This is a genomic window from Micromonospora sp. WMMD723, from assembly GCF_049863385.1.
GTDB classification, from domain to species: Bacteria; Actinomycetota; Actinomycetes; order Mycobacteriales; family Micromonosporaceae; genus Micromonospora; species Micromonospora wenchangensis.
In genome coordinates, this window is the sequence record NZ_JBMKNR010000001.1 from 978,477 (window position 1) to 1,001,758 (window position 23,282).

At 72.7% G+C, this 23,282-nt stretch carries 20 protein-coding genes and 1 pseudogene; 11 read left to right on the forward strand and 10 right to left on the reverse strand.

All coding sequences use genetic code 11. The features are described from left to right. Positions 1-121: 121 nt before the first annotated feature. The 4 genes from ACN261_RS04395 to ACN261_RS04410 are packed head-to-tail and all read right to left on the reverse strand — an operon-like array spanning position 122 to position 3,825. Positions 122-832 carry an ABC transporter permease gene (locus ACN261_RS04395; protein ID WP_421484049.1) on the reverse strand — a complete coding sequence of 237 codons (711 nt, stop codon included), beginning with the start codon at positions 830-832 and terminating at the stop codon, positions 122-124. Next, entirely contained in the window at positions 832-1,782 is a 951-nt protein-coding gene (locus tag ACN261_RS04400) for an ABC transporter ATP-binding protein (protein WP_421484050.1), read from the reverse strand. The genes ACN261_RS04395 and ACN261_RS04400 overlap by 1 nt, the downstream gene beginning before the upstream one ends. Continuing rightward, the gene (locus ACN261_RS04405) at positions 1,779-2,660 is read right to left on the reverse strand and encodes an ABC transporter permease (RefSeq protein ID WP_421484052.1); all 882 of its coding nucleotides are present in this window, start codon (positions 2,658-2,660) and stop codon (positions 1,779-1,781) included. Before ACN261_RS04405 ends, ACN261_RS04400 begins: the two co-directional genes overlap by 4 nt. Continuing rightward, positions 2,653-3,825, reverse strand: coding sequence for an ABC transporter ATP-binding protein (locus ACN261_RS04410; RefSeq protein WP_425848565.1), 1,173 nt, complete (start codon positions 3,823-3,825; stop codon positions 2,653-2,655). Before ACN261_RS04410 ends, ACN261_RS04405 begins: the two co-directional genes overlap by 8 nt. Here ACN261_RS04410 and ACN261_RS04415 point away from each other — a divergent pair. The 4 genes from ACN261_RS04415 (at position 3,824) to galT (ending at position 8,136) form a co-directional block, all read left to right on the forward strand. Then, positions 3,824-4,495, forward strand: a complete 672-nt coding sequence (locus ACN261_RS04415) for a DM13 domain-containing protein (protein WP_421484054.1) — start codon at positions 3,824-3,826, stop codon at positions 4,493-4,495. The genes ACN261_RS04410 and ACN261_RS04415 overlap by 2 nt on opposite strands. Before the next feature lie 127 nt (positions 4,496-4,622). Then, entirely contained in the window at positions 4,623-6,152 is a 1,530-nt protein-coding gene (gene cysC, locus ACN261_RS04420; protein WP_363655657.1) for an adenylyl-sulfate kinase, read from the forward strand. Between the two features lie 104 nt (positions 6,153-6,256). After that, positions 6,257-7,063, forward strand: coding sequence for a DeoR/GlpR family DNA-binding transcription regulator (locus tag ACN261_RS04425; protein WP_088647157.1), 807 nt, complete (start codon positions 6,257-6,259; stop codon positions 7,061-7,063). Further along, a complete protein-coding gene (gene galT / locus ACN261_RS04430; RefSeq protein ID WP_425848568.1) occupies positions 7,060-8,136 on the forward strand; it encodes a galactose-1-phosphate uridylyltransferase in 1,077 nt (358 codons plus the stop codon). Before ACN261_RS04425 ends, galT begins: the two co-directional genes overlap by 4 nt. Positions 8,137-8,415: 279 nt before the next feature. On the opposite strand, the gene ACN261_RS04435 is transcribed toward galT, so the two are convergent. From ACN261_RS04435 to ACN261_RS04445, 3 genes are all read right to left on the reverse strand, one after another. After that, positions 8,416-9,633 (reverse strand): NADP-dependent isocitrate dehydrogenase, encoded by a 1,218-nt coding sequence (locus ACN261_RS04435; RefSeq protein WP_145921657.1) that lies wholly within the window; start codon positions 9,631-9,633, stop codon positions 8,416-8,418. Positions 9,634-10,101: 468 nt separating this feature from the next. Then, positions 10,102-11,052, reverse strand: a complete 951-nt coding sequence (locus ACN261_RS04440; RefSeq protein ID WP_421484058.1) for a malate dehydrogenase — start codon at positions 11,050-11,052, stop codon at positions 10,102-10,104. 191 nt (positions 11,053-11,243) lie between these two features. Next, positions 11,244-12,104, reverse strand: coding sequence for a bifunctional methylenetetrahydrofolate dehydrogenase/methenyltetrahydrofolate cyclohydrolase (locus ACN261_RS04445; RefSeq protein WP_421484059.1), 861 nt, complete (start codon positions 12,102-12,104; stop codon positions 11,244-11,246). Positions 12,105-12,508: 404 nt separating this feature from the next. Between ACN261_RS04445 and ACN261_RS04450 the strand changes: the two genes are divergently transcribed. The 5 genes from ACN261_RS04450 (at position 12,509) to ACN261_RS04470 (ending at position 18,286) form a co-directional block, all read left to right on the forward strand. Further along, a complete protein-coding gene (locus tag ACN261_RS04450; RefSeq protein WP_425848571.1) occupies positions 12,509-14,113 on the forward strand; it encodes a peptide ABC transporter substrate-binding protein in 1,605 nt (534 codons plus the stop codon). Between the two features lie 151 nt (positions 14,114-14,264). Continuing rightward, entirely contained in the window at positions 14,265-15,203 is a 939-nt protein-coding gene (locus ACN261_RS04455; protein ID WP_421484062.1) for an ABC transporter permease, read from the forward strand. 18 nt (positions 15,204-15,221) lie between these two features. After that, entirely contained in the window at positions 15,222-16,178 is a 957-nt protein-coding gene (locus ACN261_RS04460; RefSeq protein WP_088647164.1) for an ABC transporter permease, read from the forward strand. A 40-nt stretch (positions 16,179-16,218) separates the two neighbouring features. Then, entirely contained in the window at positions 16,219-17,256 is a 1,038-nt protein-coding gene (locus tag ACN261_RS04465; RefSeq protein ID WP_421484064.1) for an ABC transporter ATP-binding protein, read from the forward strand. Beyond that, positions 17,240-18,286 (forward strand): ABC transporter ATP-binding protein, encoded by a 1,047-nt coding sequence (locus tag ACN261_RS04470; RefSeq protein WP_425848573.1) that lies wholly within the window; start codon positions 17,240-17,242, stop codon positions 18,284-18,286. The genes ACN261_RS04465 and ACN261_RS04470 overlap by 17 nt, the downstream gene beginning before the upstream one ends. 41 nt (positions 18,287-18,327) lie before the next feature. Here the strand turns inward: ACN261_RS04470 and purH are convergent, their stop codons facing one another. Both purH and purN read right to left on the reverse strand, forming a co-directional pair. After that, positions 18,328-19,899, reverse strand: a complete 1,572-nt coding sequence (gene purH, locus ACN261_RS04475) for a bifunctional phosphoribosylaminoimidazolecarboxamide formyltransferase/IMP cyclohydrolase (protein WP_425848576.1) — start codon at positions 19,897-19,899, stop codon at positions 18,328-18,330. After that, complete coding sequence (purN, locus tag ACN261_RS04480) at positions 19,896-20,516, reverse strand: phosphoribosylglycinamide formyltransferase (RefSeq protein ID WP_204924944.1); 621 nt, start codon at positions 20,514-20,516, stop codon at positions 19,896-19,898. The genes purH and purN overlap by 4 nt, the downstream gene beginning before the upstream one ends. Positions 20,517-20,702: 186 nt before the next feature. Between purN and ACN261_RS04485 the strand changes: the two genes are divergently transcribed. Both ACN261_RS04485 and ACN261_RS04490 read left to right on the forward strand, forming a co-directional pair. Continuing rightward, a complete protein-coding gene (locus ACN261_RS04485) occupies positions 20,703-20,999 on the forward strand; it encodes a CD225/dispanin family protein (RefSeq protein ID WP_088647169.1) in 297 nt (98 codons plus the stop codon). Positions 21,000-21,025: 26 nt separating this feature from the next. Beyond that, positions 21,026-21,625, forward strand: coding sequence for a hypothetical protein (locus ACN261_RS04490; RefSeq protein ID WP_421484069.1), 600 nt, complete (start codon positions 21,026-21,028; stop codon positions 21,623-21,625). A 345-nt stretch (positions 21,626-21,970) separates the two neighbouring features. Here ACN261_RS04490 and ACN261_RS04495 read toward each other — a convergent pair. Next, positions 21,971-23,245, reverse strand: a pseudogene (locus ACN261_RS04495) (DUF6350 family protein); the annotation flags it as partial. Positions 23,246-23,282 lie beyond the last annotated feature (37 nt).

The following is a 23,282-nucleotide window of genomic DNA, read 5'->3' on the forward strand; positions in this document are numbered from 1 at the left end:
TCGCCGGTGTGGCGGTATCCAGGCGACTGGATACCGCCACACCGGCGCAACTGCGTCGATCATGGGCTGTCCACCCCGCCCGCCCGAGCGGGGCGGGCCGGGTGAGGCAGGTGGGGCAGGGTCAGCTGGTTTCGCCGGCGACGCTGAAGGAGCGGAGCCGGTCGATGGCCAGCACGGTGAAGCCGACGCTGACCACGGCGGTGAGCACCACCGCCACCGGCACCGACACGGTGGTCGACAGCAGGTCGGTCGGGGCGATCCTGTCGGCCAGGGCGATCACCCACTGCTGGATCGACAGCACCCGGGTGCCGCTGACGAAGTTGCCCAGCAGCCCCTCCCAGATCAGCACGTAGACCAGGCCGAGCAGCACCGGCCGCCGGGTGACCAGGCTGAGCGCCAGGAACAGCGCCGAGTAGGCCAGCGCGCCGAGCGCCGAGGCGACGACCAGGCCCAGGCCGAGGCGTACCGAGTCGGCGAGCACGCCCGCGACGTAGAGCGGCACGGCGACGGTGACCGCGCTGACCCCGGCGGCCACCGCGAGTTTCGGCAGCACGATCTGCCAGCGGGGCAGCGGCTTGGTCAGGATGTGCACCACCGTGCCGTCGTCGATCTCCGCGCCGAGCACGCCCGTGCCGACGATGAGCGCCACCACCGGCAGCACCACGGCCAGGCCGAGGCCGACCAGCACCGGCGTCGCCCACTGGCCCGGGTCCACCCCGAGCGACCGGCAGAGGACGGCCAGCAGCACCAGCACCGCCGGCAGCGGCAGCAGCATGAGGAACCGGCGACGGCCGAACAGCCCGCGCGCGGTGATCCAGGAAACGGTCGACATCAGGCCTCCACCAGGTAGGAGAAGACGCTCTCCAGGGACTCGTCCTCGGGGGTCAACTGCCGGACCCGGATCTGCCGGGCGAGCGCGATCCTGGGCAGCGCCCGGGTGAACGCGCCGTAGTCGCCGGCGCGTACGGTCAGGCCGGTCTTGTCCAGCTCGACGCCCGCGACCGACGGGTCGGCCATCAGCGCCACGGCCAACGCCCGGTCGTCGGTGGAGCGGACCGCGAACACGTGCGGTCGGTTGGTCATCAACCGGCGGATGGTGCGGAAGTCACCGGAGGCGGCCAGCCGGCCGGCCACCATCACCTGCACCGTGCCGGAGACCTGCTCGACCTCCTCCAGGATGTGCGAGCTGAACAGGATCGTCCGCCCGGCGTCGCCGAGGGAGTGCAGCAGGCCCATCATGTGCAGCCGCTGGCGCGGGTCCATCCCGTTGAACGGCTCGTCGAGCAGCAGCACCTGCGGGTCGTGGACCAGCGCGGCGGCCACCCGGGTCCGCTGCCGCATGCCCTTGGAGTACGTGCCGATCCGGCGGTCCTGCGCGTCGGTCATCTCGACCAGGTCGATCGCCCGGCGGGCGGCGGCCTCGGGGTCGGGCAGCCGGTGCAGCTTCGCGCTGGCCAGCACGAACTCCTTGGCGGTGAGGAAGGAGTGCACCGCCTCCCGCTCGCTGACCAGCCCGAGCCGCCGGTAGACGCCCGGGTTGCGCCAGGTGGACTCCCCGTCGAGGGTGAGCGTGCCCCGGGACGGGGCGAGGAAGCCGGCCATCATGTGCAGCAGGGTGGTCTTGCCGGCGCCGTTCGGGCCGAGCAGGCCGGTCACCCCGGGGCCGAGCCGCATGGTGACGTCGTTGACCGCCACCACGTTGCCGTACCAGCGGGAGACCCCGGCGAGATCCAGGGTGCTGGTGGTGGCCACCGGCCGGGCGTCGGTGTCGAGTGTGGTCATCGGGCGGCCACCTTCCGGTATCGCAGCAGCAGCAGGGCGGTGCAGGCGGCGACCAGCAGCGCGGTGACGACCGCGTAGACCGGGCCGAAGCCGCCGATCGGCGGGCCGGTGCCGGCGCCCGGGTAGAGCAGGTCCTGCAACGCCCACGAGCCGACCCCCTGAACCAGCGTCGACGGGGAGGCGAGGAGGGCCAGCTCGTTGACCGCCCGCGAGGGCAGGATCGACAGCACGCCGACGATCGGGGTGGTCATCAGGAAGACCGCCACGATGCCACCGGCGGCGAACGCCCGCTTGCCGGTGAGCGAGGCGACCAGCAGCCCGATCGCGGCGAAGACCACCGCCCACAGCCCGGCGTAGAGCAGACCGGGCAGCAGGTCCAGCAGTTCGTTCCAGGTGCCACGCAGGCCGTCGGGGGTGGTGAACGCCGCGCCCAGGAACATCACCAGCTGCGGTCCACCCAGCAGCAGCCACAGCGCGCTGACCAGGGAGAGCAGCTTGGCCAGCGCGTAGTCGTCGCGCGGCAGCGGCCGGGAGAAGTACAGCGGGAGCACGCCGCTGCGCAGGTCCCGGGAGACCAGCTCGGGGGCGGCCACCGCGACGAAGAAGATGACCAGCCAGCTCATCGCGTCGGCGAACTGGGCGTACGTCATCACCACCTCGCCGATCTGGCTGCGCACGGCGGTGAGGCCGGCCGCCACCACCGTCACGATGCCGACCACCAGCCAGGGGAAGATCTTCGCCTTGGCGCTGCGGCCCAGCCCGAAGACCGTCCGCAGGCCGTGCAGGTAGAGCGCACCGAAGACGTGCCGGCGGCCCAGCCTCGGGCCGGTGTAGCGCTGGTAGCCGATGTCGTGGATGACGCCGGTCGGCTCAGGCATTGCTGGGCTCCCTCGGGGCGAAGAGTTCGGCCACCCGGTGCCGGCGCTGGTCCAGCCGGTGCAGCGGCAGGTCCAGCTCGGCGACCGCGCCGAGGATCAGGTCGTAGGTACGCTCGTCGGCCAGCGGGACGAGCAGCATCCGGCCGTCGCGGGTCACCGGCAGGTCGAGCGCGGCGAGCCGGCCGGCCAGCTGGTCGGTGCCCTCGCTGACCTCGACGGCGAGCAGGTCGGTGGCCGAGGTCATCGCGTCGATCCGGTCGGCGCGCAGCAGCCGTCCCCCGTCGATGGCGACCAGGGTGTCGCAGATCCGCTCCACCTCGCCCAGCAGGTGCGAGCAGACCAGGACGGAGATGCCGAACTCGGTGCCGATCCGGTGGACCAGGGCGAGCATGGCGTCCCGGCCGGCCGGGTCGAGGCCGTTGGTGGGCTCGTCGAGCAGCAGCAGGTCCGGGTCGTGCACCAGGGCCTGGGCGAGCTTGACGCGCTGCTTCATGCCGGTGGAGTAGCCGCCCACCGGGCGGTACCGCTCCTCGTAGAGGCCGACGTGGCGCAGCGTCTCGGAGGCGCGCTCGCGGGCCACCGTACGGGGCAGGCCGCTCATCCGTCCCAGGTGGGTGACGAGTTCGGCGGCGGAGAGGTCGGGCGGGAGCGCCTCGTGTTCGGGCATGTAGCCGACCCGGGCGCGGACCGCCGCCGGGTCGGTGGTGGGGTCGAGGTCGAGCACGGAGACCCGTCCGCTGGTCGGCGGGAGCAGGCCCAGCAGGATCTTTATCAGGGTCGACTTGCCGGCGCCGTTCGCGCCGACCAGACCGATGATCCCCGGCTCGACCGCGACGGTCAGGTCGGCCAGCGCGGTGACCCGGCCTCCGTACGTCTTGGTCAGCGACTCGGTCGCGATCAGTGTCACGTCCGCCAGCCTAGGGACCGGCCACCCCGGCGGGTATCCGGAATCGCCCCGGGTCTCCCCTGATACCCGCCCCTGACCAGCCCCGCCCCGGTCGGCCGGGCCGATGGTCCGTGCCCGATCGGCGATCCAGCGGTGTCCGCCGAATCCGACACCGCCGTGCCGGCCCAGGGGGGTCGATCGAGCGGGCGGGGCGGTAAGGCTTCCGTAACCCCGGTGACGGGTGACCGGTCGCGGTGGCGCGGCGAGACTGGACGGCATGTTCCGTCGCCTGTCCCGTGCCCCGCTGACCTGGGTCGCCGTCGTCGTCCTCGGCGTCGGCGCCGCCTTCGGCCTGTACTGGTTCCAGCCCTGGAAGGTGGTGGCCGACCGCCAGGTCGACGAGCGGCTCTCCGACGTCGACGACGCCACCCCGACCGGCACCATGGCCGCCGACGGCACCACACCCGCCGACGGCGGCGTGGCCGGGGCCACCCCGACCGGGACCGCCCCGCCGACCGGAACCGCCACCCCGACCGGAGCCGCCGGCACCCCGCCCCGGGCGACACCCACGGGCGGCGCCACGGCCACCCGGCCGGTGGTGGTGAGCCGGGGGACGTTCGTCAGTCACGAACACGACACCTCGGGCACCGCCCGGATCGTCCGCACCGCCGACGGCCGGCACCGGCTGGAACTGGTCGGGCTGGACACCTCCAACGGCCCGGATCTGCGGGTCTGGCTCTCCGACCAGCCGGTCCGCACCGGCCGCGCCGGTTGGCACGTCTTCGACGACGGCCGCCGGGCCGAGCTGGGCCGACTCAAGGGCAACCGCGGCGACCAGGCGTACGCCGTCCCCGCCGGCACCGACCTCGCCGCGCTGACCAGTGTCACCATCTGGTGTCAACGATTCGCGGTCTCGTTCGGCGCCGCGTCCCTGGTCCCGGCCGGTTGACGCCCCCCACCGACCGGCCGGGACAGGCCACCGATGATCCACTTCCGGGTCGGGAGTGGAGTGGCGCTCTCGACCGATCGCCGGCCGGCTGAGAAACTGTGATCCGGCCAGCGAGTGAGGGGTACGGATGAGCAACGGTTCAGTGCTGCCCGAGGACGTGCTGCGGGACGCCCCCGCGTACGCGCCACGCCCCGGTGAGCTGGCCGATCTGGAGCTGCTGCTGAGTGGGGCGTACACCCCGCTGGCCGGCTTCATGACCCGCGCCGACCTGGCCTCGTTGCAGCGTCGCGGTCGACTGGCCGACGGCACGTCCTGGCCGGTCCCGGTGACCCTCCAGGTGCCCACCGCCGTCGCCGACGGGCTGGACCCGGCCGACCCGGGCCGGCGGACGCTGGTGCTCACCGACGGCGAGGGCGCCCCGGTGGCCGGGCTGGAGGTGACCGACGTCTGGCCGGTCCGTGAGGGTGTGGCCGGGCTGGGCGGCCCGGTACGCCGGCTCGGCGACGGCGGGCACGGCCCGTTCCAGCGGCTGCGCCGGGGGCCGGACGAGGTGCGTCCGCTGCTGCCCCCGGGCCGGGTGCTCGGGGTGATCGCCGACCGGCCGCTGCACCGGCCGCAACTGGCGCAGATCGCGCACGCGGCCCGTACCCTCGGCGCGCATCTGCTGGTGATGATCCCGGTCGGCGAGGACGGCGCGGCCGGACTGCCCACCGAGGCCCTGGTCCGCAGCATCTTCGCCGCCCGCGACCGGATGCCCCCGGCGACGCTGGTCGCCGTCCCGTTGCCCCGGCGGGCCGACGAGATCAGCGACGCGCTGCTGCGGGCCCGGATCTCCGCCGCCTACGGGGTGACCCACCTGCTGTCCACCGGCGGCATGCTCTCCGGGGCGGGGCTGCGGGTGCTGGTCCCCCGCGAACTCGCCTACGACAGCCGGGACGGCCAGTGGCGCTGGCGCGACGACATCCCGCCGCGCAACCGCAAGCTGGCGCTGAGCGAGGCGGAGATCGACGACCTGCTCGACAGGGGTTTCCCGCTGCCCGAGTGGCACACCCCGCCGGCGGTGGCCAAGGAGCTGAGCCGGGCCCGCCCGCCGCGTCGGCACCGGGGGCTGGTGGTCTTCCTCACCGGGCTCTCCGGCTCCGGCAAGTCGACCATCGCCCGGGGCCTGGCCGATCTGCTGCGCGAGCAGGGCGACCGGACGATCACCCTGCTCGACGGCGACGTGGTGCGTCGGGAGTTGTCGGCCGGGTTGACGTTCAGCCGGGCCGACCGGGACGCGAACGTACGCCGGATTGGCTGGGTGGCGGCCGAGATCGCCAGGCACCGGGGGGTGGGGATCTGCTGCCCGATCGCCCCGTACGCGCAGGCTCGGGCCGCCGTGCGGGAGATGGCCCGGTCCGCCGGGGCGGGTTTCCTGCTGGTGCACGTCGCCACCCCGTTGGAGGTCTGTGAGCAGCGCGACCGCAAGGGCCTGTACGCCCGCGCCCGCGCCGGCCTGCTCACCGGGATGACCGGCATCGACGACCCGTACGAGACGCCCACCGACGCCGATCTGGTGGTCGACACCACCGACCAGAGCATCGACGAGGCGGTGCAGGCGGTGATGACCCACCTGACCGAGACCGGCTGGGTGGAGCCGCGGCTACCGTCCGCCTGACCTCGGGGGTTCCACTTCCGCCCCTGCCCGCTGCGCGCTAGTGTTCAATCTTGTTGGAACACGTGCGAGCGCGTGCAGGTGCGGGGGCCCGGGAGGTACGGCGGATGCTGGCGCGGCAGCGGCAGGCGACGATCCTCGACCGGGTCCGCACCGCCGGTGGTGTCCGGGTCACCGAGCTGGCCGCCGAGTTCGGTGTCTCCGACATGACCATCCGGCGTGACCTGGACGCGCTGCACGACCGGGGGCTGCTGGCCAAGGTGCACGGCGGGGCGACAGTCACCGACCCGGGCTCGACCGACGAACCGGGCTTCCACGCCAAGTCCGTCCGGCAGTCCGCCGAGAAGGCCGCGATCGCCACCCGGGCCGCCGAACTGGTGCGTCCGGGTGCGGCGGTCGCCCTCTCCGCCGGCACCACCACCGCCGAGCTGGCCCGACGCCTGGTCGACGTGCCGGGGCTGACCGTGGTGACCAATTCGCTGCCGGTGGCCGAGATCCTGCACACCGCCGGCCGCCCCGACCAGACCGTGGTGCTGACCGGCGGGGTACGCACCCCGTCCGACGCGCTGGTCGGCCCGCTGGCGGTGGAGGCCATCCGTTCGCTGCACCTGGACCTGCTCTTCCTCGGCGTGCACGGGATCACCGAGCGGGCCGGCTTCACCACCCCGAACCTGATGGAGGCGGAGACCGACCGGGCCCTGGTGGAGGCCGCCGACCGGTTGGTCGTCCTCGCCGACCACACCAAGTGGGGCACCGTCGGCATCTCCTCCATCGTCGGCCTGGGCGCCGCCGACGTGCTGGTCAGCGACGACCGGTTGGCCCCCGAGGCGCGCCGGGTGATCGACGAGAAGGTGGGCGAACTGGTGATCGTGACAGGTACGGGCCGGGCTACCGGGCGGGAGACGACGCGGTGAAGCGTACGGCGATCGCGTTGGCCGACGGCCGCGAGCTGATCTACTTCGACGAGCGCGACGACGCCGTCCGGGACCAGCCGGACCGGCGGGAGCTGCCGCCGCCCCCGCCCGCCTCCCAGCTGCGCTACGACCCGCTCACCGACGAGTGGGTGGCGGTGGCGGTGCACCGGCAGACCCGGACCTTCCTCCCGCCGGCCGACCAGTGCCCGCTGTGCCCGTCGCGGGGCGACCGGCACAGCGAGATCCCCGCGCCCGACTACGACGTGGCGGTCTTCGAGAACCGGTTCCCCTCGTTGAGCCAGCGGATCGCCGACGAGCCGGCCGAGATCACCGGGTTCACCCCGGTCCGCCCTGGCCAGGGGCGCTGCGAGGTGGTCTGCTTCACCGACGACCACGAGGCGTCCTTCGCCAGCCTCTCCCCCGCCCGGGTCCGGCTGGTGCTGGACGCGCTGGCCGACCGGACCACGGCGGTCGGCGCGCTGCCCGGGGTGGAGCAGGTGTTCTGCTTCGAGAACCGGGGCGTGGAGATCGGGGTGACCCTGCACCACCCGCACGGCCAGATCTACGCGTACCCGTTCGTCACGCCGCGTACCCGGTCGATGCTGGCGGCGGCCCGCCGGCACGCGGAGCGCACCGGCGGCGGCAACCTCTACGCCGACGTGCTCGCCGCCGAGCGCGCCGCCGGTGACCGGGTGGTCGCGGCCAACGAGCACTGGACGGCGTACGTGCCGGCGGCGGCCCGCTGGCCGTTCGAGGTGCACGTCGCGCCGCACCGGCCGGTGCCGGACATCCCGGCGCTCGACGACGCCGAACGGGACTCCTTCGGCCCGCTCTACCTGGACGTGCTGCGCCGGTTCGACGGGTTGTTCGACCTGCCCATGCCGTACATCGCGGCCTGGCACCAGGCGCCGGTGCGGATCGACCGGGAGCTGGGCCACCTGCACCTGCAACTGTTCAGCGTCCGGCGGGCGAGGGACAAGCTGAAGTACCTGGCCGGTTCCGAATCCGGGATGGGGGTCTTCATCAACGACATCGCCCCCGAGCGGGCCGCCGAACTGTTGCGCGCCGCCTGAGCCAGCAGGCAGGGCGCGGGGGGCCCCGGAACAGGGCCCCCCGCGGGGAAGGGACGGCTGGCTGTGCTCGACAGCCGGGAAGGCTGGCCGGTCGGCACCGGTGCCGTGCGACGACCGACGACAACCTCCCTGGACGCGACTGGCACCACGTCCACCCAGCTCAACGACCTGTTTCCGGGCCGGTGACGCGGCCGTCACCCGGACGGGTGGCAGCACCGCCCCGGTACGCCGGAACCCGTCGGCGGTCCGCCGACGGGTTCCGGGAGGTGCGGGCGAGGGTCAGGCGCCGAGCTTGCGCGCCAGGTTCTCGTCGAGGGTGTTCATGAACTCGTCGGTGGTCTGCCACGGGGCGTCCCGCGAGATGAGCAGCGCGAGGTCCTTGGTCATCTGGCCGCTCTCGACGGTGTCGACGATGACCTGCTCCAGGGTGTCGGCGAACTCGGTGACCGCCGGGGTGCCGTCCAGCTTGCCCCGGTGGGCGAGGCCCCGGGTCCAGGCGTAGATCGAGGCGATCGGGTTGGTCGAGGTCTTCTCGCCCTTCTGGTACTGCCGGTAGTGCCGGGTGACGGTGCCGTGGGCGGCCTCCGCCTCGACGGTACGACCGTCCGGGGAGAGCAGCACGGAGGTCATCAGGCCGAGCGAGCCGAAGCCCTGCGCGACGGTGTCGGACTGCACGTCACCGTCGTAGTTCTTGCAGGCCCAGACGTAGCCGCCCTCCCACTTGAGCGCGGCGGCGACCATGTCGTCGATGAGCCGGTGCTCGTAGGTGAGGCCGGCGGCGGCGAACTCGTCCTTGAACTCGTTCTCGAACACCTCGGCGAAGAGGTCCTTGAACCGGCCGTCGTACGCCTTGAGGATGGTGTTCTTGGTCGACATGTAGACCGGGTAGTTGCGGTCCAGGCCGTACCGGAACGAGGCGCGGGCGAAGTCCCGGATCGACTCGTCGTAGTTGTACATGCCCATGGCGATGCCGCCGCCGGGGAAGTTGGCGACCTCCATCTCCATCGGGGTGCCACCGTCGGCCGGGGTGTACGTGATGGTGACCGTGCCCGGACCGGGGACCACGAAGTCGGTGGCCTTGTACTGGTCGCCGTGCGCGTGCCGGCCGATGATGATCGGCTTGGTCCAGCCCGGGACGAGCCGCGGCACGTTCGACATGATGATCGGCTCGCGGAAGACCACGCCGCCGAGGATGTTACGGATGGTGCCGTTCGGCGAGCGCCACATCTTCTTGAGGCCGAACTCCTCGACCCGGGCCTCGTCCGGGGTGATGGTGGCGCACTTGACGCCGACGCCGTGCTCCTTGATGGCGTTCGCGGCGTCGATGGTCACCTGGTCGTCGGTGGCGTCCCGGTGCTGGATCGACAGGTCGTAGTAGTGCAGGTCGACGTCGAGGTAGGGCAGGATCAGCTGCTCGCGGATCTGCTTCCAGATGATCCGGGTCATCTCGTCGCCGTCGAGCTCCACGACCGGGTTGTTTACCTTGATCTTCGCCATCGGCCGGCGCTCCTCTCGGGGGACACGTGCTCAAGCAGTACGAGCGTACTGGAAACTGGTCGGCGGCACCGAGCCGGCCTCCACCCGGCGGCACCGGCCGGCGGTAGAACGCCCGGTGGACCACGGCCGGCCTGGCGAAATCGCCTGATCCGGTACGCCGCCCCCTCGGGTCTGCCACGGTCACCCCCGCACCGACGGTGCGGGACCGTTCCACCAGCCCCGCCCGGAGGCATTCCCCGGGGCTGCCGCCGCACACCGCCGCGAAGCCGACCGGCGGGAACCCGCCCCCGGAGCGCCGTCCCGGTGATCAAGAGGTTCGCGTCACGTCGGGGCGGTGGCATGACGCAAACCTCTTGATCACCGGAACGGGGCGGGCGGCGGAGCGGGGCGGCGGGGGCGACGGGTGGGGACGGCGCAGGGGCGGGACGGCGGGTGCCGTCCCGCCCCTGCGGCGGATGGTTCAGCGGATCACATGCTGGCGACGTCGGCCTGCTTGGCGCGGACGGCCTCGGCGGCCTCCTTGAGGCTGGCCAGCTCGTCGGCGTCCAGCTCGGTCTCGACGACCCGCTTCACGCCCTCGGCGCCGATCTCGGCCTCGACGCCCAGGTAGACCCCGGAGATGCCGTACTCGCCGTCGACCCAGGCGCAGACGGGCATGACCGCGCCGGAGTCCTCGGCCACGGCCCGCGCCATCCGGGCGGCGGCAGCGGACGGCGCGTAGTACGCCGAACCGGTCTTGAGCAGCGCGACGACCTCGGCGCCACCGTTGCGGGTCTTGACGACCAGCTCCTCGATCTGCTCGGCCGGCATCGCGTCACGCAGCGGCTTGCCGTTGACGGTGCTCTGCGAGGGCACCGGCACCATCGTGTCGCCGTGCGAGCCGAGGGTCAGCGTCTTCACCGACTTCACCGGTACGTCGAGGGCCTCGGCGACGAAGTTGGTGAACCGGGCGGTGTCGAGCATGCCGGCCTGGCCGAGCACCCGGTTCCTGGGGAACTGGGTGGCGAGCTGGGCGAGCGCGGTCATCTCGTCGAGCGGGTTGGACACCACGATGACGACGGCGTTCGGGGCGTACTTGGCGACGTTCTCGGCGACCTGCCGCACGATCTTGGCGTTGGTCTCCAGCAGGTCCATCCGGCTCATGCCCGGCTTGCGGGGCAGACCGGCGGTGATCACGACGACGTCGGAGCCCTCGATGGCCTCGTAGCCCTCGCCGTTGGGGCCGGTGGTGACGCCGACGACCTTGGTCTCGAAGCCCTCGACCGCGCGGGACTGGTTGAGGTCCAGCGCGAGACCCGCCGGCTTGCCCTCCACGATGTCGGTGATGACGACGGTGTCGAAGACGTCGTACTCGGCCAGGCGCTGTGCGGTGGTGGAGCCGTAGAAGCCGGCCCCGACGACAGTGACCTTCTTACCCATGGTCGTCCCACTCCCTGCTACCAGTCGGTTTTCCCGACCGTAACAGTCATCCCGGCACCGTTTCGGCCAGGGGCGGCGACCATCCCCGGGATGGGGCCAACGTCACCACCGCCCCGTTCCCGGCAGGGGACGCGGCGGACGGTGGTCCCGCCGCGGGGCACCGCCGCCGAGCAGGGACGACGGCCCGCGGGTCAGCCCCGCTCGGCGCGTTCGACGACGTTGGTGAGCAGCATGGCCCGGGTCATCGGCCCGACACCGCCTGGCATCGGGGCCAGCCGACCCGCCACCTGCGCCACCTCCGGGTCGACGTCGCCGGTGTAGCGGCCCTTGCCGTCGTCGCCGATCACCCGGGTGATGCCGACGTCCACCACGGTGGCCCCCGGCGTGATCATGTCGGCGGTGAGCAGGCCGGGCACCCCGGCGGCGACGATGACGATGTCGGCGGCGCGGGTGTGGGCGGCGAGGTCGAGGGTGCCGGTGTGGCAGAGGGTGACTGTGGCGTTCTCGCTGCGCCGGTTGAGCAGCAGGCCGAGCGGGCGACCGACGGTGTTGCCCCGGCCGACGAGCGCGACGTTGGCGCCGCGCAGCGGCACGTCGTAGCGGCGGAGCAGCTCGACGATGCCGCGCGGGGTGCAGGGCAGCGGGCCGTCGTAGCCGAGCACCAGCCGGCCCAGGTTCACCGGGTGCAGGCCGTCGGCGTCCTTGTCCGGGTCGATCATCTCCAGCGCCCGCTGGGTGTCCAGGTGCGCCGGCAGTGGCAGCTGGACGATGTAGCCGTGGCAGCCCGGGTCGGCGTTCAGCTCGGCCAGGACGTCGTCGAGCTGCTGCCCGGTGGCGTCGGCGGGCAACTCGCGGCGGATCGAGGCGATGCCCACCTCGGCGCAGTCGCGGTGCTTGCCGTTGACGTACGCCTCGGAGCCGGGGTCCGCGCCGACCAGGACCGTGCCCAGGCCGGGGGTGACCCCCCGCTCGGCCAACGCCTTGACGCGTACCCGCAGCTCGTCCTTGATCTCGGCTGCGGTCGCCTTGCCGTCCAGGATGATCGCCGTCACGACCAGATCGTCTCATGGCCGGTGGACGGCGGTCCGGCGACGGGGAACCCGTGACTTTCCGTGAGGTGCCGTTATTCACTCTGCGTGACCGACTGCGGGCCGGCTCACACGCCGAACCGGACGGGAGAGGCGCGTCGAGCCCGGACCGGACATCGGGCGTCCGGGCGGCCACGACGACCCATCCACCCTGACGGCACCGCGAAACCGCCCTCGGCACCCGCCATCAAGCAGGAACTTCGCCGAGTTTCCCTTACCAGCAGCGGTCGTCGACGACAAGGCTGCGGCCGGTGATCGCAACCCTGTCGTTGTCGACGGGCCCAACCCGACCTACCGTTGCCGGACGTTGCGCAGAGTCACCCAGCGCCGGGTCCGGCTGCGCTCCGTGATGAGATGAGGAGACCCCCATGCGTGTGCGCAGGCTTGCTGCCTGGACCGCTCTCCCGCTCGCGGTGACCCTGGGCCTGGCGGCCTGCGGCTCGGGCGGCGGCAGCGGAACCGGTCAGTCCGACCCCGACGCGGCCGTGCGGATCGAGATCGCCGAGCCGCAGCACCTGGTGCCGACCAACACCAACGAGACCAGCGGCTCCCAGGTGCTCGCCGCCCTGTTCAGCCCGCTCGTCGACTACGACGAGGCCAACAAGCCCTACGAGGTGGCGGCCGAGTCGGTCACGTCGTCGGACAACAGGGTCTGGACGGTCAAGCTCAAGGACGGCTACACCTTCCACAACGGCGAGAAGGTCACCGCCGACAACTACCTCGACGCCTGGAACTACGGCGCATACGCCCCCAACGGGCAGAACTCCAGCTACTTCTTCGAGAAGATCGCCGGGTACGCCGACCTCCAGGGCGACAAGCCGGCCGCCGAGCGGCTGTCCGGGCTGAAGAAGGTCGACGACCTGACCTTCACCGTCACGCTGACCGAGCCGTACAGCGAGTTCAAGACCATGCTCGGGTACACCGCCTTCTACCCGCTGCCGAAGGCCGCCTTCTCGGCCCCCGGCGTGCTCAAGGAGGGCTACGAGCAGGCCCCGGTCGGGCAGGGCCCGTTCCGGATGAAGGGCTCCTGGCAGCACGACGCCAAGGTCGAGGTGGAGCGCTACGACGCCTTCCCCGGCGAGCAGCCGAAGGTGGGCGGCGTCGAGTTCCGGATCTACCAGCAGCCGACCGCCGCGTACGCGGACGTGCTCTCGGACAACCTCGACGTGATCAAGACGATCCCGACCGAGAACCTGTCCACCGCCGCCACCGACCTCGGTGACCGGTTCCGGCAGAGCCCCGCGTCGTCGTTGCAGGTGCTGGCGTTCCCGACCTTCCAGAAGGAGTTCAGCAAGCCCGAGGTGCGCAAGGCGATCTCGATGGCGATCGACCGGGACGAGATCACCAAGTCGATCTTCAAGGACTCGCAGCAGCCGGCCCGCTCGTTCGTCTCGCCGGTGGTCGCGGGCTACCGGGAGAACACCATCGGCGCGGCAGGCGAGTTCGACCCGGCCAAGGCGAAGGCGGCGTACGAGGCGGCCGGCGGCCCGAAGAAGATCGAACTGTCGTACAACGGCGACGGCGGGCACAAGGACTGGATCGACGCGACCTGCAACCAGCTCAAGGCCAACCTGGGCGTGGACTGCGTCGGCACCGCCGAGCCCAAGTTCGCCGACCTGCTGACCAAGGTCAAGGCGAAGCAGCCGGTGGGTCTGTTCCGGATGGGCTGGGTGATGGACTACCCGTCGATGGAGAACTACCTCGGCCCGCTGTACAGCACCAACGGCTCGTCGAACTACTACGGCTACAGCAACCCCGAGTTCGACAAGCTGCTCGCCGAGGGCGCCAAGGCGCCGAACGAGGAGGCCGCGATCGCCAAGTACCAGGCAGCCGAGGACCTGCTGGCCAAGGACATGCCGGTGATCCCGCTGCGCTACGGCCAGAACAACTTCGGCCACTCGACCAAGGTGAAGAACGTCCAGATGGACCTCTTCGACCGGGTCGACCTGCTGAAGATCGAGGCGGTCAGCTAGTCCGGGAGGGCGTCGGCGGCGAGCGGGCCGCCGGCACGTGCAGGCGCGTCGGCGGCAACGGGGCCGTCGGCGGGAGCAACGGGTCGGGTCATCGGTGGACGGTGACCCGACCCGCCTCCGTCTCCGCTGCTTTTGGGCAAGACTGCACAGTATGTTCCGCTTCGTTCTGCGGCGTCTGCTCCAGATGGTCCTGGCCTTCTTCGGGACCACCCTGATCGTGTACGCCCTGATGTTCGCCGGCCAGGGCGACCCGATCCAGGCACTGGCCGGGGAACGGCCGGTGACCCCGGCGCAGCGGGCGTACCTGACGGAGAAGTTCCACCTCGACCGCACCGGCGTCGGCGGCTTCCTCTACCGCTACCTCGACTACCTCAAGAACCTGCTCCAGGGTGACCTCGGGCAGTCGCTGACCGGCCGCTCGATCGGGGACATCCTCGCCGCCGCCTGGCCGGTCACCGTCAAGCTGGCGCTGATCGCGATGGCCGTGACGATCCTGTTCGGGGTCACCGCCGGGGTGCTCGCCGGCATCCGCCGGGCCAGCCTGTTCGACAACGCCACCCTGGTGCTGACCCTGCTGGTGCTGGGCATCCCCACCATCGTGCTGGCCCCGCTCGCCCAGTACCTGCTCGGCGTCCGCTGGCCGATCTTCCCCCCGACCGCCGGCGCCGACCCCGACCTGTGGGCCCTGCTGCTGCCCGGCATCGTGCTCGGCTCGCTGTCGCTGGCCACCGCGCTGCGGCTGACCCGTACCTCGGTCGCCGAGAACCTGCGCGCCGACTACGTGCGTACCGCCCGGTCGAAGGGGCTGGCCCGGCGGCGGATCATCGGTGTGCACGTGCTGCGCAACTCGCTCATCCCCGTGATCACCTTCCTCGGCGTCGAACTGGGCAACCTGATGAGCGGCGCGATCATCACCGAGGGCGTGTTCAACATCCCGGGGGTCGGCTTCAACCTGTTCCGGGGCATCCGCACCGAGGACGGCCCGCTGGTGGTGGGCATCGTCAGCGTCCTCGTCGTGGTCTACCTCGTCGCCAACCTGGTGGTGGACGTCCTGTACGCCGTCCTCGACCCGAGGATCCGCTATGAGTGAACGCAGCGAGGTGCCGGCATGAGCGACTTCGAGACGGTGGCGGCGACGGAGGACCAGGCGGCCCGGCGCGGGGTCTCCGGCGAGCCCGGCACACCCGACCGGGTGGGCGTACCGCAGAAGCCCCGCAGCCTGGCCGGGGACGCCTGGCGCGACCTGCGCCGCAAGCCGGTCTTCTGGATCAGCCTGGTGCTGGTCGTGCTGGTCGCCGCGATGGCCGCCGTGCCGTCGCTGTTCACCGCGAACGACCCGCGCGACTGCGTGCTGTCCCGCCAGCACGCCGGGGCGTCCGGTGGGGCCATCTTCGGGTACGACTTCCAGGGCTGCGACACGTACGCCCGTGCCGTCTACGGGGCCCGCGCCTCGCTGCTGGTCGGCGCGCTGTCCGCCCTGCTCACCGGGGCGATCGCGCTGGTCGTCGGGATGGTGGCCGGTTACTTCGGCCGCTGGGTCGACGCGGTGCTCTCCCGGGTGATCGACATCGTGCTCGGCATCCCGCTGCTGCTGGCCGCGATCGTGCTGCTCAAGCGGGTCAGCACCAGCAGCGACACGGTCCGGCTGTTCGCGGTGATCTTCGTGCTGGCGGTGCTCGGCTGGACCACCGCCGCCCGGGTGGTCCGCTCCTCGGTGATCACCGCCAAGGAGCAGGACTACGTCGCCGCCGCCCGGATGCTCGGCGCGGGCCACGGCCGGATCATGTGGCGGCACATCCTGCCCAACGCGCTCGCCCCGGCGATCGTGGTGCTGACCATCGCGCTCGGCTCGTTCATCGCCGCCGAGGCGACCCTGAGCTTCCTCGGCATCGGCCTGAAGGCACCCACCATCTCCTGGGGCATCGAGATCGACGCCGGCCGGGTGCACATGCGCGAGTCGGCGACGCCGCTGGTCGTCCCGTCCGCCTTCCTCGCGCTGACCGTGCTCGCCTTCATCATGCTCGGCGACGCGATCCGCGACGCCTTCGACCCGAAGCTGCGGTGAGGCCGATGTCCATCCCGGGCGCGAGCGAGAGGCAGATCCGGTGACCGAGTCCACATCCCGGCCCACGCCGGCCTCACCCACCCCGCCCGGCGGGCACCTGCTGGACGTCCGCGACCTGCACGTCGAGTTCCGCACCGGCGAGGGGGTGGCCAAGGTGATCAACGGGGTCTCCTACCACCTGGACCCCGGCGAGACGCTCGCCGTGCTCGGCGAGTCCGGCTCCGGCAAGTCGGTCACCGCCCAGGCGGTCATGGGCATCCTGGACAGCCCGCCGGCGGTGATCCGCTCCGGCCAGATCCGCTACCGGGGCCGCGACCTGCTCACCCTGCCCGAGGAGCAGCGCCGGCAGGTGCGCGGCAAGGAGATCGCGATGATCTTCCAGGATGCCCTGTCGGCGTTGAACCCGGTCTTCCCGGTCGGCTGGCAGATCGGCGAGACGCTGCGGCACCGCGACGGGATGTCCCGCGCCGACGCCCGGCGGCGGACCGTCGAGCTGATGGACCTGGTGCGCATCCCGGGGGCGGCCGGGCGGCTCGGCGACCACCCGCACCAGTTCTCCGGCGGCATGCGGCAACGCGTCATGATCGCCATGGCGCTGGCGCTGGACCCGAAGGTGCTGATCGCCGACGAACCGACCACCGCCCTCGACGTCACCGTGCAGGCCCAGATCATGGACCTGCTGGCCGACCTGCGTCGCGACCTCGACATGGCGATGATCCTGATCACCCACGACCTGGGGGTGGTGGCCGGCGTCGCGGACCGGATCGCCGTGATGTACGCCGGCCGGATCGTCGAGCACGCCGACGTCCGCCCGCTGTACCGGGCGCCCGCCCACCCGTACACCAAGGGGTTGCTGGCCTCGATTCCCCGGCTGGACGTGCGCGGCCGGGAACTGTCCACCATCCGGGGCCTGCCGCCGAACCTGATGCGCATCCCGGGCGGCTGCCCGTTCCACCCCCGCTGCCCGTACGTGCGGCAGGTGTGCGTGGACGTGGTGCCCGACGACCTGGTCCTCGCCGACGGCCGGACCAGCGCGTGCCACTTCGCCCAGGAGGTCCACGATGACCGCGACCGCTGACCGGGCCAAGATCCGGGGCGAGACCATCCTCACGGTCGACGAGCTGGTCAAACACTTCCCGATCACCAGGGGGGTGCTCTTCCGCCGGCAGGTCGGCGCGGTCCGGGCCGTCGACGGGGTCAGCTTCACCCTGCGCCGGGGCGAGACGCTCGGCATCGTCGGCGAGTCCGGCTGCGGCAAGTCGACCCTCGCCCGGGTGCTGATGCGGCTGGAGACGCCCACCTCCGGCCGGGCCACCCTGGACGGCCGCGACCTGCTCACCGCCGCCGGGGGCGAACTGCGCCGGCTGCGGCGCAACATGCAGATGGTGATGCAGGACCCGTACACCTCGCTGAACCCCCGGATGACGGTCGGCGACATCATCGGGGAGCCGTTCGACATCCACCCGGACGCGGCACCCAGGGGCAGCAAACGCGGCCGGGTGCAGGAGCTGCTGGACGTGGTCGGGCTGAACCCGGAGCACGTCAACCGGTACCCGCACCAGTTCTCCGGCGGCCAGCGGCAGCGCATCGGCATCGCCCGGGCGCTCGCCCTGCGTCCCGAGGTGATCGTCTGCGACGAGCCGGTCTCCGCCCTGGACGTCTCGATCCAGGCCCAGGTGATCAACCTGTTGGAGCAGCTCCAGGACGAGTTCGGGCTGTCGTACGTGTTCATCGCGCACGACCTGTCGGTGGTCCGGCACATCTGCGACCGGGTCGCGGTGATGTACCTCGGCCGGATCGTGGAGATCGGCACCGAGGAGGAGATCTACGAACGGGCCACCCACCCGTACACCCAGGCGCTGCTGTCGGCGGTGCCGGTGCCCGATCCGGAGGCCCGGGGCGCGGCCGGCATCATCCGGCTCACCGGCGACGTGCCCAGCCCGGCCGACCCGCCGTCCGGCTGCCACTTCCGCACCCGTTGCTGGAAGGCCGAGGACATCTGCGCCCGGGAGGACCCGCCGACCGTCCCCCGGCCCGCCGACCCCCACCCCAGCGCCTGTCACTTCGCCGCGCTGCGCCCACCGTCCGACCCGACGGGTGAGGGCTGACCGCGTGCTCCCGCGCCGGGACGCGGGAGCACGCGGGTGGATCAGTGGAAGAAGTGCCGGGTGCCGGTCAGGTACATGGTGACGCCGGCCTGCTGGCAGGCGGCGATGGTGTCCTCGTCGCGGATCGAGCCGCCCGGCTGCACGATCGCCTTCACCCCGGCGTCGATCAGGATCTGCGCGCCGTCGGCGAACGGGAAGAAGGCGTCGGAGGCGGCGACGGAACCCCGGGCCCGCTCCGCGCCGGCCCGGCTCACCGCCAGCCGGGCCGAGTCGACCCGGTTGACCTGGCCCATCCCCACCCCGACCGACGCGCCGTCCTTCGCCAGCAGGATCGCGTTGCTCTTCACCGCGCGGACCGCCCGCCAGGCCAGCGCGAGATCCCGCAGGGTGGCCTCGTCGGCCGCCTCGCCGGTGGCGAGCTTCCAGTTCGTCGGGTCGTCGCCCTCCGCGTCGATCCGGTCCCGCTGCTGGACGAGGACCCCGCCGGTCACCTGCCGCCACTCGGCCGGCAGTGGGGCGAAGGCCGGGGCGCGCAGCAGCCGGATGTTCTTCTTGCCCTGGAGGATCTCCACCGCGCCGGACTCGAACTCCGGTGCCACCAGCACCTCGGTGAAGATCTCCGCGACCTGGCCGGCCAGCTCCACCGAGACCGGCCGGTTGACGGCGATCACCCCGCCGAACGCGGAGACCGGGTCGCAGGCGTGCGCCTTGCGGTGGGCCTCGGCGACGTCCGCGCCGACGGCGATGCCGCACGGGTTGGCGTGCTTGATGACCGCCACCGCCGGCTGGTCGGGGAAGTCGTTCGCGGCCCGCCAGGCGGCGTCCGCGTCGACGTAGTTGTTGTAGGACATCTCCTTGCCGTGCAACTGCTCGGCCTGGGCCAGCCCCGGCGGGCTGGCCGGGTCGGCGTAGACGGCGGCGCCCTGGTGCGGGTTCTCGCCGTAGCGCAGCGTCGCCTGCCGGCGCAGCGCCAGCCCGGCGAAGTGCGGCCAGCCGTCCTCGGCCGGGGCGGCGGTGCCGGCGAACCAGTCGGCGACCGCCACGTCGTACTCGGCGATGTCGGCGAACGCGCGGGCGGCCAGCGCCCGCCGCTGGGCCAGCGTGAACCCGCCCTCGGCCAGCGCGGAGACCAGCGCCGGGTACGCGGCCGGGTCGGTCACCACGGCGACCGAGGCGTGGTTCTTGGCGGCGGCCCGGACCATCGCCGGCCCGCCGATGTCGATCTGCTCGATGCACTCGTCCGGAGACGCGCCGGAGGCGACGGTTTCCTGGAACGGGTAGAGGTTGGAGACCAGCACGTCGATGCCGGCGATGCCGTGCCCGGCGAGCTGGTCGGCGTGCGACTCCTTGCGCAGGTCGGCCAGGAGCCCGCCGTGGATCTTGGGGTGCAGGGTCTTGACCCGGCCGTCGAGGATCTCGGGGAAGCCGGTCACCTGCTCGACCGGGGTCACCGGCACACCCGCGCCGGAGATCGTCGACGCGGTGGAACCGGTCGAGACGATCTCGACCCCGGCCTCGTGCAGCGTACGGGCCAGCTCGACCAGGCCGCTCTTGTCGTAGACGCTGACCAGTGCCCGCCTGATCGGGCGGCGGGAGTCCTGCGGGGCACTCACGGAACCGTGACCTTTCTTCCGGTGATCGTCCAACCTGAACGGACCAGGCGACCGACCTGCTCGACGAGCTGGCGGCGCTCGGCTTCCTTGATGCGCTCGGTGAGCGTCTCCTCGTCGTCGTCGTCGAGGACCGGCACCGTCACCTGCGCGACGATCGGGCCGGTGTCCATCCCGGCGTCGACGAAGAAGAGGGTGGCCCCGGTGACCTTGACGCCGTAGGCGAGCGCGTCCCGGGGGCCGTGGATGCCGGGGAACGCCGGCAGCAGCGTGTTGTGCGTGTTCAGGTAGCGGTCGCCGAAGGCCGCCAGGAACTGCGGCCCGACCAGCTTCAGGAAACCCGCCGAGATCACCAGGTCGGGCCGGTGCTCGGCGACGTGCGCGGTGAGGGCCTTGTCCCAGTCGGCGCGGGTGGGGTGGTCCTTCACCCGGTCGACGAAGGTCGGCACCCCGGCGGCGGCGGCCCGGTCGAGCCCGACGATGCCGTCCCGGTCGGCGCCGACGGCCACCACCCGGGCCCCGTAGCCGGGGTCGGCGGTGGCGTCCAGCAGCGCCTGGAGGTTGCTGCCGGAGCCGGAGACGAGGACGACGAGGCGGGCGACGGACGCGGGCTCGGTCACCCGGCCACCCTAGCGGGCAGGTCGGCACGCCCATCCTGCGGGCGGCGACGTTTCGGGTGATCACGCGTGTCGCCCGGACACGGTACGCTGCCGGTCGCCCGGTGGCCGGGCCGTGCCCGCCACCGCGCCCCACAAGCCCATGATCAGGTACGCACGCCGTACCGACGTGAACGAGGAGTACTGCAGATGCAGCCCGGCTACCCCAACCCGCAGCAGCCGATCAACAACAACATGACCGCGTCGATCGTGGCCATCTTCTTCTTCTGGCCGCTGGCGATCCCGGCCATCATCAACGCCTCCAAGGTCAACCCGGCCCTGCAGCAGGGCGACTACGCGGGCGCCGAGGCCGCCGCCCGCGAGTCCAAGAAGTGGTCGAAGCTGGCCTTCATCATCGGTGGCGTGTGGCTCGTCATCGTGCTGCTGTGCTGCCTCTTCGGTGGTGTGATGGGTGCGATCGACGGCAGCAGCACCAGCAGCTACTGACGGACCACGACTGAGGAGCAGCCCAGATGCAGCCCGGAAACCCCGGCCACGACCCGTACGGCCAGCAGCCCCCGCACGATCCGTACGGGCAGCAGCCCGTCTCGGGCCAGCCGCAGGACCCGTACGCCGCGCCGCAGGCACCGTACGGGCAGCAGCCGGCGGCACCGTACGGCGAACAGCCGCCCTACGGGCAGCCCACCCATGACCCGTACGGCCCCCAGCCCACCTCGGGCCAGCCGTACGGTCAGCCCTTCCAGCCGGACCCGTACGGCCAGCCCGTCCACAAGGACCCCTACGGGCAGCAGCCGTACGCCGCGGCGGCCGGCGCCTACCCGGGGGCCGGCTACCCGGCGCCGCAGGGGCAGCAGAACACCCTCGGTCTGGTGTCGCTGATCCTCGGCATCGCGTCCATCCCGCTGCTCTGCTGCCTCTACCTGGGCATTCCGCTCGGCATCGGCGCGGCGATCACCGGCTGGCTGGGCATGCAGAAGGCGAACCAGGGTCTGGCCAGCAACGGCGGTCAGGCCAAGGCCGGCCTGATCTGCGGGGCGATCGCGGTCGGTCTCGGCATCCTGCTGCTGCTCCTCAACATCATCGGTAGTTTCACGCTGCCCACCTCGCCCTGACCCGGGTGGGCACGATCGAGGGGCGTCCCGGCACCGCCCGGGGCGTCCCTCGTCGCGCGTCCGGCGGGACCGACGACGCACCCTGCTGCCGGGTCCGGGCCACCGGCGGCCCGGCCGCTGGCGGCCGGGCGCAGCCGGACTGGCCGGCTCCCCGGGCCGCGGGCGGGCCGGGCGGTCAGTCCGGTACCGGGCGGGGCGGGCGCGTCAGTCCGGTACCGGGCGGGGTGGGCGGTCCTCGGACGACCGGGGGCGCTCCCGGGTCGGTCGGGGGCGCTCCCCGGCCGGGTCGGGCCGCTGCGAAGCCCGGCGGGGGCGGTCGGCGGCCGGCCGGGGCCGGGCCGACGACGGCCGGTCGAGCACCTTGGCGGCGACGGCCCCGAGCAGCGCGCCGACCGTGACCACCGCCGTGGCCACCATCGCCACCTGCCACGGCACCGGACCGATCTCGGCCAGCCGGCCGCCGCCGAGCGGGCCGCCGGAGGCCGCCGCGGCGAGCCCGACGACCAGGCCGACCACCGGACCGGCGAGCACGGCCGGGCCGAGCAGTGCCGGCCAGGCCGGCGGGGTCCACTCGTCGGCGTCCGGCCGGAGCAGCCGGCGGGCGAGCAGCCAGCCCGCCGTCATGCCGGCCAGCACCGGCACCGCCAGCAGCGCCGCACCGAGCCCGTCGACCGGGCCGCTGGGCAGCCCGGCGAGCAGGGGTACGGCCGGTAGCGACCCGACGGAGACCTCGCTGAGCCGGACCGCCGTGCCGGTGCCGACGGCGAACCCGGGGCCGAGCAGGTAGGCCACCGACCAGACGGTGGCGTTCGGCGCGTAGGCGAGGCTGACCAGGGTGATCCCGGCCTGCCCGGCGACCCCGGTCCGGTAGGCCCCGATCAGGTCTGCGGCGTCTCCCCCGCCGGTCGCCACCGCCAGGCCCGCCGCGCTCGCCCCGGCGGCGAGCAGCAGCAGAGCGGCGACCAGGCCGGTGCGGACGCCGTCGCGCAGCACGGGTGGCGCACGGTCGGCGAGCAGGCGGGTGACGGCGGTGGTGCGGGCCGCCCCGACCAGGGCGGCCAGCGTGCCGAACAGCAGCAGGGTCAGCCCGGACCGGACCGGGGACACCCGCAGGCCGGCGCTGTCGACCAGCAGCGCGGCCAGGACACCGAACACCGCGTACCCGGTGCCGACCGCGAGGGCGACGGTGGCCGCCTGCCGGGGTGACCGGCCGCCGCGCGCGCCGACCGCGCGGCTGGCGTGCACCCCGGCCCGGCTCAGCCGCCAGAAGGCGAACGCGCAGAGCGTCAGCGGGACGAGGCCGAGCCGGCCGGCGGTGGTCTCCAGCGGCACGCCGTGCCCGAGCAACCAGCCGGCGAGCCCGGCGCGCAGCGCACCGACCAGCGAGCCGGCGTCCTCGCTGAGCTGGGCCAGCCCGAGCACCACCGCCACCGGCAGGTAGGAGGTGACCGCCGCGCCGGCCGCGGCCACCCCGGCGGCGACGGGCAGCGGCGCCCGGGAGCGCCCGGACTGCTCCGGCCGGCGGGGTGCGGGCACCCGGGCGCCGCCGGCACGGCCGGGCGGCCTGCCGGTGCGGGCACCGCTGGGACGGCGGGGCTGATCAGGGGTGGTCGGGGACATCGGCTCTACTCTGGCATGCCGCGCCGGTGGTGGCTGC

What these genes read in the sequence shown, in the direction of transcription:
- ACN261_RS04395 (WP_421484049.1), bottom strand. Translation starts at nt 832, where the DNA reads ATGTCGACCGTTTCCTGGATCACCGCGCGCGGGCTGTTCGGCCGTCGC.
- ACN261_RS04400 (WP_421484050.1), bottom strand. Translation starts at nt 1,782, where the DNA reads ATGACCACACTCGACACCGACGCCCGGCCGGTGGCCACCACCAGCACC.
- ACN261_RS04405 (WP_421484052.1), bottom strand. Translation starts at nt 2,660, where the DNA reads ATGCCTGAGCCGACCGGCGTCATCCACGACATCGGCTACCAGCGCTAC.
- ACN261_RS04415 (WP_421484054.1), top strand. Translation starts at nt 3,824, where the DNA reads ATGTTCCGTCGCCTGTCCCGTGCCCCGCTGACCTGGGTCGCCGTCGTC.
- ACN261_RS04410 (WP_425848565.1), bottom strand. Translation starts at nt 3,825, where the DNA reads ATGCCGTCCAGTCTCGCCGCGCCACCGCGACCGGTCACCCGTCACCGG.
- cysC (WP_363655657.1), top strand. Translation starts at nt 4,623, where the DNA reads ATGAGCAACGGTTCAGTGCTGCCCGAGGACGTGCTGCGGGACGCCCCC.
- ACN261_RS04425 (WP_088647157.1), top strand. Translation starts at nt 6,257, where the DNA reads ATGCTGGCGCGGCAGCGGCAGGCGACGATCCTCGACCGGGTCCGCACC.
- ACN261_RS04435 (WP_145921657.1), bottom strand. Translation starts at nt 9,633, where the DNA reads ATGGCGAAGATCAAGGTAAACAACCCGGTCGTGGAGCTCGACGGCGAC.
- ACN261_RS04440 (WP_421484058.1), bottom strand. Translation starts at nt 11,052, where the DNA reads ATGGGTAAGAAGGTCACTGTCGTCGGGGCCGGCTTCTACGGCTCCACC.
- ACN261_RS04450 (WP_425848571.1), top strand. Translation starts at nt 12,509, where the DNA reads ATGCGTGTGCGCAGGCTTGCTGCCTGGACCGCTCTCCCGCTCGCGGTG.
- ACN261_RS04455 (WP_421484062.1), top strand. Translation starts at nt 14,265, where the DNA reads ATGTTCCGCTTCGTTCTGCGGCGTCTGCTCCAGATGGTCCTGGCCTTC.
- ACN261_RS04460 (WP_088647164.1), top strand. Translation starts at nt 15,222, where the DNA reads ATGAGCGACTTCGAGACGGTGGCGGCGACGGAGGACCAGGCGGCCCGG.
- ACN261_RS04470 (WP_425848573.1), top strand. Translation starts at nt 17,240, where the DNA reads ATGACCGCGACCGCTGACCGGGCCAAGATCCGGGGCGAGACCATCCTC.
- ACN261_RS04485 (WP_088647169.1), top strand. Translation starts at nt 20,703, where the DNA reads ATGCAGCCCGGCTACCCCAACCCGCAGCAGCCGATCAACAACAACATG.
- ACN261_RS04490 (WP_421484069.1), top strand. Translation starts at nt 21,026, where the DNA reads ATGCAGCCCGGAAACCCCGGCCACGACCCGTACGGCCAGCAGCCCCCG.